This is a genomic window from Chloroflexota bacterium (genome assembly GCA_034717495.1).
Taxonomy (GTDB): Bacteria; Chloroflexota; Anaerolineae; order JAAEKA01; family JAAEKA01; genus JAYELL01.
Genome location: JAYELL010000026.1, coordinates 1 through 16,537, shown reverse-complemented (window position 1 = coordinate 16,537; position 16,537 = coordinate 1). Strand labels below are relative to the sequence as shown.

Here is a 16,537-nt window from a genome sequence, read left to right as displayed (position 1 = left end):
CCAGTTTTCCAAGTGCAACACACCGCCGGGGTGCATTGCACTCATAGCTTGCCTGAGCGAGTGGTGATGCGCTCTGTCACCAGTTCGATGAACTCGGCCACCGCCATGTTGTTTTGACGGCTGCCGTCCCGTTTGCAAAGAGATAGGGTCCCGGCTTGCATTTCCCGGTCGCCGACCACCAACATGTAGGGTACCTTGAAAAGCTGCGCGTTACGAATCTTAGCATTCATGCGATCATTCTTCTGCGGCATGACAGAAGCTCCTGGAGTCAAAAATCCCCTCGCTGTTGGGGCGAGGGGTCATCGCGGTTCCACCCAACTTTGGTACGGCCGTACCATCTCAGGAAGCCGTTAACGAGGCCAACCGGGCTGGCATATTGGGCACGGGGCCGTTCCGCCAGTCGCTCTCGGGTGGTTTTCGACGGGGCTTGACGATGGAGGCTCTCAGCCGGTGGCCTCCAATTGCTGGCGCTTCACCGTTCGTCTACTCGTCCCGATCAACGCGTTAATCGATGTCGAATGTAGCTGAAATTATAACACCGGTTCCATGGCTTGTCAAGGGGAAAGTTGGCAGAGTCGCACGCCAGCGGGCGTACTGTGAGCTAAGATCGCAGGGGCGCGGCCCTATTGCGGAAGCTCAGTGCCTTGTGTGAGCTGCCGGTGGCTGCTATAATGCTGTTGTTCGTTGGCTTGATCTCTTGGGATCGGAGGATGGCGTCATGAAACCTGTTTTGGAACTCTTTCCCGGCTGCGGACGGGAACACTCGCTGGAGGGGCTATATCTGGCGCACGATGTACGCCAATATGCCGAAGAGAACACGACTCCATTCGTTTACAGCAACTTTGTGACCAGTCTTGACGGCCGCATTGCCATCCCCGGACCGACAGGATCCGGGCTTGTGGTGCCGGAGCAGATAGCGAACCCACGCGACTGGCGGCTCTTCCAGGAATTGGCCGTGCAGGCAGATGTCATCATCAGCAGCGGACGGTATCTGCGGGATTACGCCCAGGGCAATGCCCAGGATATCCTGCGCGTGCACGAAGATCCGCGGTTCGCGGACCTGGCAGCCTGGCGCGCCGGTCGAGGACTCTCTCCCCAGCCCGATCTGGCGGTCATCAGCGGCAGCCTGGATTTTCCGATTCCGGCTGAGTTGACTGTAAGCGGCCGGCGGGTCGTGGTCTTTACCAGCTCCCAGGTCGATCCGGATCGGGTAAGTGCAATAGAATCTCAAACTGGCCAGGTCGTGGTGGCCGGCGATAAGAAAGTGACCGGTACCGGGTTGGTCGCTGCCATGGGGGCGCTCGGTTATCAAACAGTCTACTCGGCATCGGGACCCAAAGTATTGCATCTCTTATTGGAGAGCGATGTTCTGGATCGGCTGTATCTCACGCTGGCAAACCGGATCCTGGGCGGAGATCCATTCGCGACGATTGTGGCAGGTGACCTGCTGCAGCCTGCCGTCGATATGTCCTTTTTCAGCATCTACCTGGATCCCCAGGCGTTCGACGGCCTGGGACAGCTGCTGTTGGGCTACGAGCGAAAACGCGAGGCTACGTCGCGGGGTTAGAGCAAACATTGTCCGAATCATGGGCAGGTGATAAAATAGTTGACGGTGTTGATCGCCAAACCGGTGGCGTTTCGAAATCGCGTCCCATTCCTTACTTTTTACATGGTCCTGTGGAGGTAGCTATGAAACGACTAGCCGTTGCACTCATCGTCGTCATGCTGTTGGCCATGCTGCCAGGCGGATCTGCCATGGCCTATTCCGGGCATGGAACGCGCCATGTCGTGCAGCCAGGGGAATCTGTCTACAGTATTGCCCGTCAGTACTGTACATCCTGGCAGGAGGTGTACTACAAGAACCGGCAGATCATTGGACCCTATCCAGAGGTACTGAAATCGGGCACCGTGCTACACGTGGTGAACCGTTGCGGCGGTACTTCACCTCCCCCTGGATCGGGCGGTGTCTACGACAGGGGCCCCAGTCACCATGCCCAGGGCACGGTGGTTGGCAACACCTATTTCGTGGCGCCCGGCGATACGATGTTTTCGATTGCCAACCGCTTTGGCCTGACCGTCGGCCAGATGGCATCGGCCAACGGCATTGCGAACCCTTATCTCATTTACGCGGGGCAGCGACTGGTTATCCCTGGTTTCGGCTACCCGACGCCTTACCCGACGGTCTATCCGACCCCCTATCCCACGCCACACCCCACGCCGCAGGCGGCATTCATTACGATCCTGCATCCCGTTCCCGGCGCCACCCTGCCAGCGACCTTCACCGTCAGTGGCGAGGGCGCTGGTTTGTACGAGGGCAATGTGGTGGTGGAAGCATGGACCAATACGGGTCAGCTGTTGATGCAGCAGGCTACCACATTGCAGGGCTCGAATGTGGGCACCGGAGGGCGAGGCACCTACTCCATTAATCTTACCGTCAGCGTCGCAAACGCGACGGCCGGCTACATCCAGGCATCGTCGCCAGGATCCCCAGTGGCGCCCGCGCGTGTTTCAGTGACCTACGGGGGTTCGCAGCCCACACAGGCCTTCGTGACCATCAGCAGCCCTGGACCGGGCAGCGTGCTACCGGCAACCTTCACAGTCAGCGGCGAGGGGGGTGGTCTGGTTGAGGGAAATGTGGTGGTGGAAGCATGGACTAACTACGGCCAGCTATTGCTCAGGAAGGCGACGACATTGCAGGGCTCCAGCGTTGGCACCGGAGGACGGGGCGTTTATTCTGTCAGCCTCACGGTCAACGCTGCGCCGGGCACGCCGGGCACGATTCGTTCGTATTCACCAGAGACGACAGCTTCGACGACCGTTGGTGTGACGTATGGGGGGCAACCTCCGGGGCCAACCTACAAGGATTTCCACCCTGGCGAGTGCCGGATCAGTGGTCAGCCTGGTGCGCCGCTATACGCCTATCCGGATGGGCCTGTGACAGGTTCGTTCGGATCAAATGCCCTGTTTGATGCCTTTCGCGGTGCGCGGATCAACGGTGTTTACTGGTATATGTTCAACCCCGAGGCCAGTATGGGAAACCCGCCGTCGTGGGCTCCCCAGAGCTCTCTCGCGGGTACCCAGGGCAACTGTACGTGGTAATCACGACGCGTCCATTGGATAGTCGGTGGCCGCGCGCTATCATAAGGATAGGAACATGCCTGTCGCGGTGATACCCAGCGCCGAGGAAGTTCATGAACTGATAAAGCAAGACCGGTTGGGTGAGCTGCAGCAGCTCCTGGCAACCAGCCATCCCGCCGACATTGCCGATCTGCTCGACGAACTGCCCTCCCGGGAAGCTGTGGTGGTTTTTGGCCGGCTTCCCCTGGTCACAGCCAGCGAGGTGTTGGACGAAACAGGCAGCCTGATTCGTACTGAGCTGGTCAGGGAAGTCGACGACGAACACCTGGCGGACATCCTGGATGAGTTGCCCATGGATGACGCGGCAGAGATTCTCGATGAGCTGCCGGACGATGTCTCCTACCGGTTGCTGGACCTGATGGAGCCGGAGGAGGCCGAGGACGTCCGCACGCTGCTGCGTTTCGACGAGGGCACGGCCGGCCGGCTGATGACCACCGAGATCGCTTCCCTGAGACGGCAGTGGACAGCGGCAGAGGCGATCGAACGTCTGCATTCTCTGGATGAGGTCGAGACCCTGGTGTATCTCTATGTCGTCGATCAGGAAAATCGTTTGATCGGGGTGGTGCCGATTCGCTCTTTGTTACTGGCGCAACCGGACGAAAAGGTCGAAGATCTCATGCTGTCCCCAGCCATCTCGGTACAGGCTACAGCGGATCAGGAGGAGCTTGCCGAGGAGATGGCCAAGTACGACTACACCGCTATGCCGGTCGTAGATCAATTCAATCGGCTGCTTGGCGTTGTGACGGTTGACGACGTCCTGGATGTGCTGGAAGAGGAAGCCACCGAGGACTTCCAGCGATTTGGTGGCTCGTTGCCATTGGAGCAGCCCTACTTTTCTGTCTCACCTACCAGCGTGTTCAAAAAAAGGATCGGTTGGTTGCTGCTTCTCTTCGGAGCGGGCGCACTGACCGGCCTTGTTACCCAAAAATTTGAGGTCGTTTGGGGTCAATACCTGGTGCTGGCAGCCTTTGTGCCTCTTATCATCGGCACGGGAGGAAATGCTGGATCGCAGACCATTGCTACCATCATCCGGGCAATCACAGTGGGCGAGGTTCGTTTTTCCACTCTGCTTCGCGCGTGGCGGCGGGAGATTTCCGTGGGTCTGCTGCTTGGACTGGTGATGGGGATACTGGGTTTTGTGCTGGCCCAGATCCTCTGGCAAGCAGGATGGCAGGTTGCCCTTGCTGTTGCACTGACCTTGCCTCTGGTCGTCATGTGGTCCACTACGGTGGGGACCATTGTTCCCATTGTGGCCGATCGAATTGGCATTGATCCGGCGGTGATCAGCGGCCCGATGATTTCAACCGTGGTAGATGTTTCAGGCCTGATCATCTACTATTCGTTGGCGGGCTTGATCCTGGGTGTCCTCTAGCCGGCCCGTTGTGCATCCCCCACGCTGCGGATTGTGCCCCGCAGGATATTGCTTGCCTCAACGAGAGTCTGTCATCGGAAGCTGCCATCTGAGCGCAGTCACCTCTTTCTTGTGAGGGATGTAAGCGGTGATTCGGACTAAGGTAAAGTCTTTCCGGATCGCTTGCAGCTGGTGTCGAAACACTTTCTGATTTCGGTCAGGACAGGTCAACCGGGTGTTGTATCCCAAACTCTTTGCATTCCGCAGGTGAAACAGGCCTTTTCGGAACAATTGGACAGGATTCGAAGGAAGGAACCTCATGTTGCGCCAGATGAAGAAACCCCTAACCATTGTCGGGCTGGTCGCGTTGTGTTTTGTGGTGATTCTGGGTGTCTTTCCTGCGCTGACCCAAGCTCAGGCGGGTGGCAGTCGCAACGACGCCTGGTCAGGGGAGTATTTCACCAATCGATACCTGTCCGGGGCACCCGCGTTGGTCCGCTACGACGCTGCGATTGATTTCGACTGGGGCTATGGGTCACCTGCAGTCGGGTTTCCCGGAGATAACTTCTCTGTGCGCTGGAACCGGGACATTCATCTGACCGACGGGACGTATCGTGTCACCGCCCGGGCGGATGACGGGGTTCGGGTCTACGTCGACGGGAATCTGATCATCGATCAGTGGCACATCTCCTCGCCATCCGACCACAGCGCGGAGATCATTCTGGGCGAAGGGTGGCATCCATTCAGGGTGGAATACTTCGAGGCCACGCAGCGCGCCGAGGTAAAGGTGACCTGGGAACAGCTGGAGTTTCCCGCGCCGCCCCCAAATGCAGGATGGCAAGGGTCCTACTATGCCAACCGCAACCTGACAGGATCTCCCGTTGCGGTGCGCCAGGATCCATCCATCGATTTCGATTGGGGAACTGGGGCGCCGGCACCAGGAATGCCCAAGGACGAATTCTCCGTTCGTTGGCTCGGCGACTGGTATTTTGACGGTGGCACCTATGAGTTTACTGCGGAGACTGATGATGGTGTTCGGCTTTACGTAAATCGACAGTTGCTGTTGGATCGTTGGCGCCACCAGTCGGCGACCCCGCGCAAAACCAAGGTTGCTCTTCCTTCTGGCGTCCATCAACTCCGCATGGATTACTTCGAGGGGGGTGGGGAAGCCAGCGCAAAACTGACCTGGAAGAAGATCGGCGTTGGCCCAACGCCACCAACGCCATCTGTATCCTGGCTGGGTGAGTATTTCGCCAACCGCAATCTCCAGGGGCCACCTGTGCTCACCCGTATCGACCCGGCCATCGATTTTGACTGGGGTACCGGTTCGCCGGCACCGGAGGTACCACCGGACAATTTTTCGGTCCGGTGGTCTGGCAGTGTGCCGTTGGATACGGGAAAGTATCGGATTCGAGTCAATACTGATGACGGGGCGCGTGTGTATATCGGCAACCGGCTGGTCATCGATCGCTGGCAGACTGGCGCTGCCGAGGTAGTCGTCGATCTGGACGTCAACAGGGAAACCTATCAGGTTCGTGTAGAGTACTTCGAGGCCACTGGGCGGGCCCTGGCAAAATTCTCCTGGGAAAAGATCGACGAGTATGTACCGGTTGAGCCCAAGGGCTGGCTGGGTGAGTATTTTGACAACCGCGATCTGGAGGGCTTACCGGTGATCACCCGCGACGATCCGGAGATCGACTTCGATTGGGGCAAGGGGTCGCCGGCCCCGGCGATTCCGACCGGCTTCTTCTCTGCCCGGTGGACACAGACGATCGATCTCGATGGCGGCACCTATGAGTTTCGTACAGAAACCGACGATGGCGTTCGACTCTATATCGACAATCAGTTGCTGATCGATCGCTGGAAGACTCAAGGGCTGACCCCTTACGCCAAGGAAATTAACATAACGCCGGGGCCCCATGATATCCGCATGGAATACTTCGAGGATGGTGGCGACGCGGTTGCCAAACTGACGTGGCGGCGAATCGGCAGCTCCGGTGGTTCGGATGGCGGCTCTGGTGGTGGCAGCGGAGGCGGTGGTGGTGGCCAGGATACTGTCTGGTTGGGCGAGTATTTCAATAATACCGGCCTCAGTGGGAAACCGACAATGAACCGTCGGGATTACTTCGTGAATTTCGATTGGGGCTCGGGATCGCCTGCACCGACCATTTCCGACGACAAGTTTTCAGTCCGCTGGACGCGGCGCATGTTCTTGCCCCAGGGACGTTATCGCTTCACCACTGAAACGGATGACGGCGTACGACTCTGGATCGATGGGCAGCGACTCATCAACCAGTGGCACCCGATGTCCCGGACCCGTTTTGTGACCGATGTATCGTTACTTGAGGGATACCACGACATCCGTATGGAGTATTTCGAGGACACGGCGCTGGCGTCGGCGAACCTGACCTGGGAGAAGATCAAGGATGAAATCACCCCGTCGGCAGGCAATATCGTAACCTGTGTCGCCCCGCCGCCAGCCAGCTCGTGGATCAAGGTCTACCAACTGATCGGCGACAACCAGTGGCGGGATGTGAAGCCCAGTGGTTGGGGTGCGATGGATAAGGCCGGAAATGTCAGGATCGACGGTTTAGCGGTTCATCTTGAAACCTTCGGCAATGTGGGCCATCCCTATCGCGTGGAACAGTGGGTAGCCGGCACGTTGATCAATTCGGTTGGCAACATTTACAGTGGTGAGCCCGAATTCCGGGTGAAGGGGGGTGTTGACAACTACCCGCCCTGGAAATGTCCCTATTAAGAACTGGTGTTACGCAGACCGTCTGGAATATCGAGAACCAGTTTCTCTGGAGGACATTACCTGGGTGTTGCAGGGGTTGCCTAACGCCGATTGCATGGGGGTGGTGATTCCGGAGGTCGAGGTCACGAAACAACTTTGCGATGGCAAGATCGGGTTTGTGTGAACATTTCATTTGAGCGGACCGTGCAATCAGTTGCCTGCCCGAAACAGGGAAGTCCTTCTCGGGCGGCCAGCAAAAACTGCTAATAACATAGGAGAGAAACATGTACCGATTATTCTTCACAACTGTCCTATTGATCCTCGCGCTTGGCCTGGCGGGCTGCGTCATGCCGCCACCGATAGTTGGCCAACCGGTGGACACGCGCGCGCCAGAAGTTGATGCTTCTGCTGATACGCCACCCGAGGGTGTGATCGAAACCTCGCCCGCCAACGTCAGCAGCGTCACGATCGAAGAAGAGGATGGCGAGCAGGTTGCTGTCGTCCAGGGTGATCATCCCAATTCATGTACCAAGACCGGGGACTCTCAGCAGGAGGTTGTGGAAAACACCATCGAGATATCTTTGGTCGCGGGCCAGCCTGCCGATCTCATGTGCAGCCAGATGATGACGCCCTATTCGGACGCCATCGTAATCGACACCGCCGGCCTGGAACCTGGGGAGTACACCGTCGAGGTCAATGGGGTCGCTGCCGACGAAACGATCACGGTCGGAGAGATGGAGGAGGCTGCGCGGGGAACCGACGGGCAGGCCAGCGTCACCGGTGGGGTCAACTACCAGGTGCGGATTGCCTTGCCCGACGACGCCATTGTTCAGGTGCAATTGCAGGACATTTCCCGGGCCGACGCACCAGCCATCATTCTGGGCGAAGAGACCTTCACAATTCCGGGCCAGATGCCCATGCCCTATGAGGTTATCTACGATCCGGCAGACGTCGTGCCCAACCATAGCTATGGCATGGCGGCCAGGATTACCTCGGCTGACGGCAAGCTGTTGATGATCAACGACACCATCGTGCCGGTGATCACGCGGGGCAATCCCAGCGAAAACGTTGAGATCATGGTGGTACCTGTCGGCGGCTAGATCCATGGCCCCTTACGACTTCGAGGTGTCATATCATGAGGACCAGAAGTTCACCCAGTGGTGGATATGGCTTCTGGTCTACGGTATCTCGGCCCTGATGTGGTGGGGCTTCGTCGAACAGATCATCCTGGGAAAACCCTGGGGCTCCAAGCCTGCTCCCGATTGGATGATGTGGTTGCTTTGGCTTTTTATCGGCATTGGGCTTCCCCTGTTATTCCACAGGCTGAAACTGGTCACGGAGGTTTCCGAGAATTCGTTGCACATCCGTTATCCTCCCATTACCAGCCGTGACATCCCGCTGGCCGACATCCAGAGCTTTGAGGCCCGTTCCTACGATCCGATTCGAGAATATGGCGGGTGGGGGATCCGGGGCTGGCGCGGCAGCGGGGTTGCTTACACTACCTCCGGTAACCAGGGGGTTGAGTTGACTCTCCAGGATGGCAAGAGCGTCATGGTGGGTTCCCAACGAGCGGAGGAATTGGCGGCTGCTCTGGAGACCAGGATTCCGGGAGCCAGAAAAGCATGACACTGGCACCGTCGCTCCTGCGGGGCCCCTTCGGGGTGCACGCAAAGGCGGGAGCCCAGTGGATTTGTTCCTTTGGATCCTGGATGACAGCCGGGAATGAATCGATGGTTCCCCGCGTGCGCGGGGATGACGAACAACGCCGGTGGTACATAGACGCCCATGACCCTGGTTCCCCGCGTGCGCGGGGATGACATCATTGAAAGTAGAGGATGCCGGTGCGTTTCCTACCCGAATCGCCGAAGATATGTTATCATCGGTGACAGTTGACTCCAGTGGGATCCCATCGGCGTGAACTGCTGATATCCATGTCGCTGCGGATAATCGTAGGCAGCGGCGTTTTTTGCGCGAGTCAATCGATATTTTCCGCGGCAATCTGTGAACACTTCTGCCCAATATGGCGTGAAATCGAAGGGAAAGCGCCGGCGTTGGCTGTAGGCCTTTCCAATTCTAAACATGCCAGGACAAACAAAATGGAGGAGAGAACTCTCATGAACCGAATCTTGAAGCGAAGAGCACTGTTGCTGGTTACCCTGCTGGTCCTCGTCAGCATCTTTGTGGTAGCCTGCGGTGACAAGGAAACACCAACCCCGGCGGTGCCCGAAGAGGCACAGCAGGAACGGGCCGTCGATGCCGACAAAGACGAGACCCACGAAGCAGCTGATACGGACGCGGTGGCCCAGGAAGAGGCGGTAGAGAAAGAGGCAGTTGAGCAACCTGCCACCGAAGAGCAAGTTGCCGAGGCCGAAGAACCTTCGACTGAAGAAACGGTTGCCCAGGCGGCCCCTGAAGAGCAGGATGCCGTGGATCAGGGCGAAGAGATTACCATGTTCGTCGGTCCCGTGAAGGCGGACTGCGTGGGCGAGGGGCTCACGAAGTGTCTGCTGGTCAAGGAGAATGTCGATGACCAGTATAGCCTCTTCTATAACGCAATCGCTGGCTTCGAATACGAACCTGGCTACGAGTACGAGTTGCTGGTCCGCGTCGATCCTGTCGAGAATCCCCCGGCTGGCGGCTCTTCGCTCGAGTACACCATGATCGAGGAAATCGATAAGCAGGAGTTTGGCACGGCGGAGGCGGAAGTGCCCCTGGAGGGTACCTATTGGAAGCTGCAAGCCTATTCCAATGCCGATGGCCACCTGGTCCTGACGCTGCCTGGCTCGGAGGCAACAGCTCTCTTCGAGGATGGCAAGGTTAGTGGCAGCACGGGTTGCAATAACTACTTTGGCTCCTATGAAGCGGACGGTGAGAACCTCACCATTCAAGAACCTATGGGAAGTACCATGATGGCTTGCCCGGAGCCTTTGATGGTCCAGGAACAGGATTTCACAACGATTCTTCCGACGGCCGCCACCTATACGATCACGGGCGATCAGTTGCTGATTCGCAATGCCGGCGGCGATACGGTGTTGGCCTTCAAGGCTGTGGTACCGCCATCGCTGACTGGCACGCCCTGGCAGGCAACCCGTTACAACAACGGCAAGGGTGGCTTCAGCTCCCTCGCGCAAGGCACCGAGATCACGGCTTTCTTCACAGAGGATGGCCTGATGACCGGCAATGCCGGCTGCAACGACTACCAGGCCGGTTACGAGGCTGACGATTCCACTATCAAGATCGGGCCTGCTCTTACGACTCGCAAGATGTGCCCCGAGCCAGTGATGGAACAGGAGAACGCCTACCTGGCATCGCTGGAAAGGGCTGCCACTTACACGATCGTGGATGACGTGCTCGAGATGCGTTCAGCCGAAGGCTCGGCCATAGCCGCTTACCAGGCTGTCGAAGTGGAAGCAGAAGCTGTTGAGCCTGAGCCGGAAGCCGAGACGAAGGCAGTTGAACCTGAAGCCGAAGCAGCGGTGCCGGAAAAGGTGATGACTGCGTTGGGAAACATGGAATACCAGTCGCAGTACAGCCAATCCGGTACGGCCACCCTGGTCGATGGTGAATTCAGCGAGGAGGTGGCACCCGATTCCGCCTCCAGGATCCATACGGTTCTGACCGACTTTGTTGCGATCGGGGAACTGGCCGACGGGACCCCGGCAGCTGCGGTGGTGCTGGTCACCATCACAGGCGGCAGTGGCGTCTTCTATGACCTGCATCTGGTTGTCGAGCAGGAGGGCCAGCTGGTGGACGCCGGTTCGGTCTTCCTGGGCGATCGGGTGAGCATCAACGAACTCACCTTCGAGGATGGCCAGATCGTCGTCGATATGATCAGCCAGGGGCCCGAAGATCCCATGTGCTGCCCGACGCAGCATGTGGTGGAGACCTATGCGCTGAACGATGCGGGTGAACTGGAGCAGACCTCCAGCGAGGTCGTCGGCACCGTTGAAGCTGAGACGGGCGAGGAAGCGGCCGAGGCGGAGAAGGACCTGGTGGGCACCGTTTGGAAGTGGCAGCGGACCCAGTATAACAACGACACGATCACCGAGGTTGAAGACCCTGAGCGTTACACGGTTCAGTTCATGGACGACGGAGCTGTCAGCGTCAAAGCTGACTGCAACCAGGCTTCGGGAACCTATGAGACCGAGGGTAGCTCCCTGACGATCCAGCTTGGCCCCTCCACCATGGCAATGTGCCCGCCCGACTCTCAGGTTGATGAATTCCTGCAGGGGCTGGCCGGTGCCGCCAGCTATGTCTGGGACGGCGAGGGCAACCTGGTCATCAACATCAAGTATGACACTGGCAACATGATTTTCGCCGGTGAGGCAAGCGAGCCGGCCGGGGAAGAAGAGGTGGCTGGAGCCACTGAGCTGGCCGGCGCTATCTGGATGTGGCAGAAGACCGAGTATGGCAACGATACGGTGACCGAGGTTGCCGATCCAGGCCGCTACCTGGCGCAGTTTGCCGACGATGGCCGGGTTGCCATCAAGGCGGACTGCAACCAGGTGATAGGTGCTTACGAGGCCGACGGCAGCTCCCTGACGATCCAGCTCGGTCCCTCCACGATGGCCATGTGCCCGCCCGATTCGCAGGCGGACGAGTTCCTACAGGGCCTGGCGGCAGCCGGCACCTATGTCATCGAGGATGGTGGACTGGTCATCAACATGGTATCCGATGTTGGCAACATGTTCCTGGTGGCTGAGCAGGGTGACAGGGCCGCGGATGCGGGTGGTGCCGAGGGTGCTGCGGTGACCGAGGAAGCTCCTGTGACCGAGGAAGCCCCGGCGCCTGTGGCAGCCCCTGGTGCTGCGCCCGTGGATGCTTCGGCCATCCAGAAGACTGTCTGGAAGTGGCAGTCCATCAGTGATCCCGCTGTGGGACCGGCTGAGATCGCGAATCCGGATGCCTACACCCTGCAACTGCTGCCCAGCGGTATTGCCAAGGTCCAGACCGACTGCAACCGGGGTGGCGGACCCTACACCATCGACGGCAGTTCCATCGAGATCAAGGCGAAAGCATTGACCCGGGCGATCTGTGGACCCGACTCGCTCAGCGACAAGTACCTGAAGAGTCTGGACGCTGCCCGCATCTGGTTCGTGAAGGATGGCAAGCTGTTCCTGGATCTCTTCGCCGACGGCGGCACGATGATGTTCGGCGAGTAATACCGGATTTGATGCGTCCGGTAAACCAATTGGCCCGGTGCGTAGCAGGTTACGCGCCGGGCTTTTTCTGTGGGAGCGCGTCGGTATTCGGTCATCCGTAACCCGTGATCCGAATACCGAACACCGGTTACGGATGATCGATCATCGCCTGCAACAAACGAGCAAAATCAGTCGTCAGCAGTGGGCCAGTTCTGGGGGCTGTGGACAGGGTAGACCAGTTGCTGTCCCTCCGTGCCGGCATCGATGGCGAGGGCGCTGCCCTGGTGTGCGACTGCCAGGCCGCTCTCCGAGATCGACCACAGGTTGGTACCGCTGCCGCTGTAGATCACGAAGGCGCTGTTGGTGTCGTCCTCGTCCAGGTGGATGTGGAAATTGTCGTAGCTGTACATAAGGATGTCGCTGTTGCTCAGGTACGCCATAATTCTGGGCGTTACCCACCTCCAGGCCATTGTCGTCGAAGGACGCGGTGCAGGTGTTGTTGCCGCCAGTACCGCAGACGGAGAACCCGTCATCGCCGGCCGAGCTGATGGATACGCCGTGATCCCCCGCCTCGTTGACGCTCAGGCCATCGTGGTTGGCGAACCAGACATTCAGTCCGTTGGAATCTGCGCTGGATATGAATACGCCATCATCGCCGGCGTGTTGTACCCGTACACCGGCATTTTCTGCCCTGCCGACCTCCAGCCCATTGTTCTGAAGCGATGGGGTGGAGGTCGTTTCGCTGCCTGTGGTGCAGACGAAAAAGCCGTTGTTGCCCGCCGAGTTCACATGCACGTCATCGTGATTGACCGAGTCTACTCGCAAGCCATCTCCCTGGGTGGCTGTGTTGCCCAGCACCGGTGGTGCTTGATAGGATCCGGCCGTGCCGTCGAAGTTGCCCTCGATAGTCAGGCCGACACGCGAATGGCTCCAGGTCTGGTTCAGGTGCTCGTGGTCGTTATCGCTGGTCCAGGTGCCTGCCTGGTTCCAGTGGCCGGCGGTGAGCAGGATGTCGCCGACGTCGATGCGGCCGTCGTGGTTGACGTCGCAGGCGGGGTCGTAGGGCTCGCCGGGCAGGCAGGGACCAGCGGCTGGGGCCGCCACCGTTGATGCCCCGACCGTGACACTCAGTAACGCCAAAACGGAAAACACCAGAAAATCGTAAGAAGCCGCGTCACCTTCATGGTTGCACCTCCCAATGGTTGGCCAATCCCACATCCGGGAATCGGCAGGTGATGTGATGATTGTACCATCTGGTGCAAGGGGAGGTCAACGAGCTCGAACATGAGGTCTTCTCATTGGGGATCTTAGGAACTCATTGGAGCCGCCACGAGATCCCATGATCATACGCTGCCGCGCCTCTGCACAAACTTGTGATTTCGTCGGAGTTAATGTAATATACGTGGTTGTGAATATGCCGCCTGAGCTGGGCGGCCAAGTTTTTGCAGGAGAAGAGAAAGCACCGATGAAAATATTATTGAAGCAGGACGTTGTAGGGGTAGGCATGGCTGGCGATATCAAAGAGGTTGCCAATGGCTACGCAAGGAATTATCTGATCCCGGAGGGTCTGGCGATTCCCGCCAACAAGGGCGCGGAGAAACAGGCCGCCCAGATCAAGGAAACTGCCGACCGGCAGCGGGACCGCGAGCGACAGGCCGCGATGTCGGTGGCCGACAAGCTTGCCGAGTTGAGCCTGAACTTCAGCGCTCGAGCCGCGGAGACCGATCGACTGTTTGGTTCGATCACCGCTTCCGATATCGCTATCGCGGTGGAACAAGCCTCGGGCGAAGAGATCGACAAGCGCCAGATCATGCTGGACCAACCGCTGCGCCAATTGGGCACCCACCAGGTGCCGATTCGGCTAATGGCCGATGTGATCCCCGAGGTCACCGTGATCGTCGAGCGCGAAGGTGGTGAGATCGAAACTGGCGAGTACGAAGAGGCTGAAGAGATACCCCCGCTGATCGAAGCCGCTGTCGAGGTGGTTGAAGAGCTGGAAGAACAGCGAGAAGAACAGATCGAGGTTGAACCAGAAGCCTGAGCCGAAGCATCCCGATCGACTGTGAAATCGACAACCCTTCTCCAGCGGAGAGGGGTTGTTCATTTCAGGGGGATCTCCAAAACAGTCAGGTTTTCGAAGGTGCCATCCTCCAGGGGGCGGTAGACAAACACCTGAATGCCGTCCACCTGCTGTCCTGGTGGAATGGGAATCAGATAGTCGTCGGCCACGACTTCACCTGGCAGCCAGCGGCTCATGGGATAGGTGCCGTGGACGGGGTGAAGCAAGTCCATCTGCAGCGGCGATCCATCGGGGGTGGTGATGGGATGGCCCGATCCGGTAGGCCGCACGGAAACCCGCCAGTCCTCGGCCACCGGCGCCCGGGCCTGCCAAAATAGCCGCACCGAAAGAGATTGATGGCCGTCCTCTATCGGGTTGCCCAACTGAGTCTCGATGCCGGCCAAAGAGAGGGCAGGACCTGCGGGCAGGCTCAACGGCCGGACATCGCCAGGCAATGCAGGAGCAGGTTCCTTGCTAAGGGCGATCAGTGTGTTTCCTGCCGATGAAAAATGGGCCGAAGGGCTTACTTCCTGCCAGACAAGGGGAGCGGCCGTTCTGGTCACGTACAGGGGGCGGTCGCCGGTCGCAAGGATGTCGCCGGCATCCTTGCTGCCTACAGCTTGCAGGTCGGGACGCAGGTTCCAGATGTCGCGAAGGTAGCGCAGGCTGACAGTCTCGGCGAAGTCAGCCAGAATGGCCGCGTTGGGCTGTGGATCGTCCGCCAGGATCGCCTGGCCGGCAGCCAGTGCGGTGTCCCTGGCGCGATTGCGCTGATTTGCCCGGGACCAGCTGGCGTCGAAACGAAATACAAGCAGCAGCAGCAGGCCTGACACCAGAGCAATCTGAAGCCCCCGCAGCATTGCGGTAGAGAGCCGACTCTTCGGAGATGCATCCTTCAATCGTGTCCACAAGCACTGCACGGCAACAGCAAAGCTCAAGACCAGCAACGCGTAGGCGGGCATGATCACCTGAAACCAGTTACCGAGCCGGTCGATGAAACTGAAGGCAAGATAGATCGCCAGAGTTGCGCCCAGAAAGAGGCCATGCCGCCGATTCATGAGAAAGAGTCCGGCCAGGCCACCAAAAAGAATGATCCAGGTTAGTTCCTGCCAGATCATGCTGGGAAACTCGTGGGTCCACAGGGGGGTCAAGGACCAGGTAAGTTCATCCTGTCCCTGCTGGGTGCTGACGAAATCCCAGAACCACGCTCCCGCGTTGGGCCACTGCCCTTCGCCTCGCCATTCCGGATGTTGGGCACCCCGAATATAGACGAAGAAATAGCTCAGGAGAGGAAGCAGTGCCGCCGCGATCGATGTCAGGATCAACCTTGGACGCCGTAAAAGCCCCGGTTGGCGACTCAGGATGAACCAGAGCAGCGGAGGAATGATGAATGCCACCGTGACCATGTGGGCCAGGATTACCCCTGAGAGGAAGGCCAGGAGCAGGATGTAGCGATCCGCCCTGGCTTCTTCTTTTTCCGACCTGCCAGGTTGCGAGCGATCGAGTGTATCCTCCCAATGGTAGGCAACCAGCACGATGGCCAGAGTCAAGGCCACGGCCGAGGTATACTGCTCGGTGCTGGTGGCATAATACCAGAAGAAATAGGTCACTGCGTAGAACGCGCCGAGCAGCAATCCCACCAGCCAGTTGCCGGTCTCGTGGAGAATGAGACGGTAGAGCAGCCAGAGAGCCAACAGCGCCCAAAGGGTGGAATAGGTGGAGAGAATCGCGGTTGGATTGGCTTCTGCAGCGAGGATGGAACGCCACCCATGGAACCAGAGCCAGCCACCCATGGTGTAGAGGGGATATCCGGGCGCATTGCTGGGCCGTCCCTGGACCTGCGCGTACTGGTGGGTGATCAGGTCGCCGCCCATCAGTTCCTCCGGACGCAGACCATTGTCCAACGTCCAGAGATAGAGGGCGAGCGCCGCCAGCACCAATACGATTCCGGCCCAGCGTTCGGGGCTTTTCCAATTCATCGAGCTACTATAGCCCAAGGGGTGAATGGTTGTCAAGGGGGGGATGGGGGGAGGGGGGACGCGGGGACACGGGGAGGGGGGACACGGGGAGGGGAGACACGGGGAGGGGGGACGCGGGGACACGGGGAGGGG

General features: G+C 58.9%; 12 protein-coding genes. 9 read left to right on the top strand and 3 right to left on the bottom strand.

The window, feature by feature from the left end; all coding sequences use genetic code 11:
• Positions 1–41: 41 nt before the first annotated feature.
• Positions 42–251 (bottom strand): His/Gly/Thr/Pro-type tRNA ligase C-terminal domain-containing protein, encoded by a 210-nt coding sequence (locus tag U9R25_05315; GenBank protein ID MEA3335308.1) that lies wholly within the window; start codon positions 249–251, stop codon positions 42–44.
• Between the two features lie 467 nt (positions 252–718).
• On the opposite strand from U9R25_05315, the gene U9R25_05310 reads away from it, so the two are divergent.
• The 7 genes from U9R25_05310 (at position 719) to U9R25_05280 (ending at position 12,388) form a co-directional block, all read left to right on the top strand.
• The gene (locus U9R25_05310; GenBank protein MEA3335307.1) at positions 719–1,567 is read left to right on the top strand and encodes a dihydrofolate reductase family protein; all 849 of its coding nucleotides are present in this window, start codon (positions 719–721) and stop codon (positions 1,565–1,567) included.
• Positions 1,568–1,689: 122 nt separating this feature from the next.
• Positions 1,690–3,099, top strand: a complete 1,410-nt coding sequence (locus tag U9R25_05305; GenBank protein ID MEA3335306.1) for a LysM peptidoglycan-binding domain-containing protein — start codon at positions 1,690–1,692, stop codon at positions 3,097–3,099.
• A 55-nt stretch (positions 3,100–3,154) separates the two neighbouring features.
• The gene (gene mgtE, locus U9R25_05300; GenBank protein ID MEA3335305.1) at positions 3,155–4,510 is read left to right on the top strand and encodes a magnesium transporter; all 1,356 of its coding nucleotides are present in this window, start codon (positions 3,155–3,157) and stop codon (positions 4,508–4,510) included.
• Positions 4,511–4,820: 310 nt separating this feature from the next.
• Positions 4,821–7,247 carry a PA14 domain-containing protein gene (locus tag U9R25_05295; GenBank protein MEA3335304.1) on the top strand — a complete coding sequence of 809 codons (2,427 nt, stop codon included), beginning with the start codon at positions 4,821–4,823 and terminating at the stop codon, positions 7,245–7,247.
• Positions 7,248–7,510: 263 nt separating this feature from the next.
• On the top strand, positions 7,511–8,326 hold the full coding sequence (locus U9R25_05290; protein MEA3335303.1) for a YbaY family lipoprotein: 816 nt from the start codon (positions 7,511–7,513) through the stop codon (positions 8,324–8,326).
• A 4-nt stretch (positions 8,327–8,330) separates the two neighbouring features.
• A complete protein-coding gene (locus tag U9R25_05285; GenBank protein MEA3335302.1) occupies positions 8,331–8,852 on the top strand; it encodes a DUF6141 family protein in 522 nt (173 codons plus the stop codon).
• A 488-nt stretch (positions 8,853–9,340) separates the two neighbouring features.
• Positions 9,341–12,388 (top strand): META domain-containing protein, encoded by a 3,048-nt coding sequence (locus tag U9R25_05280; GenBank protein MEA3335301.1) that lies wholly within the window; start codon positions 9,341–9,343, stop codon positions 12,386–12,388.
• 167 nt (positions 12,389–12,555) lie between these two features.
• On the opposite strand, the gene U9R25_05275 is transcribed toward U9R25_05280, so the two are convergent.
• A complete protein-coding gene (locus U9R25_05275) occupies positions 12,556–12,807 on the bottom strand; it encodes a hypothetical protein (protein MEA3335300.1) in 252 nt (83 codons plus the stop codon).
• On the opposite strand from U9R25_05275, the gene U9R25_05270 reads away from it, so the two are divergent.
• A complete protein-coding gene (locus U9R25_05270) occupies positions 12,791–13,477 on the top strand; it encodes a hypothetical protein (GenBank protein ID MEA3335299.1) in 687 nt (228 codons plus the stop codon). The two genes, U9R25_05275 and U9R25_05270, sit on opposite strands and share 17 nt — an antisense overlap.
• Before the next feature lie 355 nt (positions 13,478–13,832).
• Positions 13,833–14,408: a 50S ribosomal protein L9 gene (gene rplI / locus U9R25_05265; protein ID MEA3335298.1), complete on the top strand. Its 576-nt coding sequence runs from the start codon at positions 13,833–13,835 to the stop codon at positions 14,406–14,408.
• A gap of 59 nt (positions 14,409–14,467) precedes the next feature.
• On the opposite strand, the gene U9R25_05260 is transcribed toward rplI, so the two are convergent.
• Positions 14,468–16,405, bottom strand: coding sequence for a DUF2723 domain-containing protein (locus tag U9R25_05260; GenBank protein MEA3335297.1), 1,938 nt, complete (start codon positions 16,403–16,405; stop codon positions 14,468–14,470).
• Between the last annotated feature and the right edge of the window lie 132 nt (positions 16,406–16,537).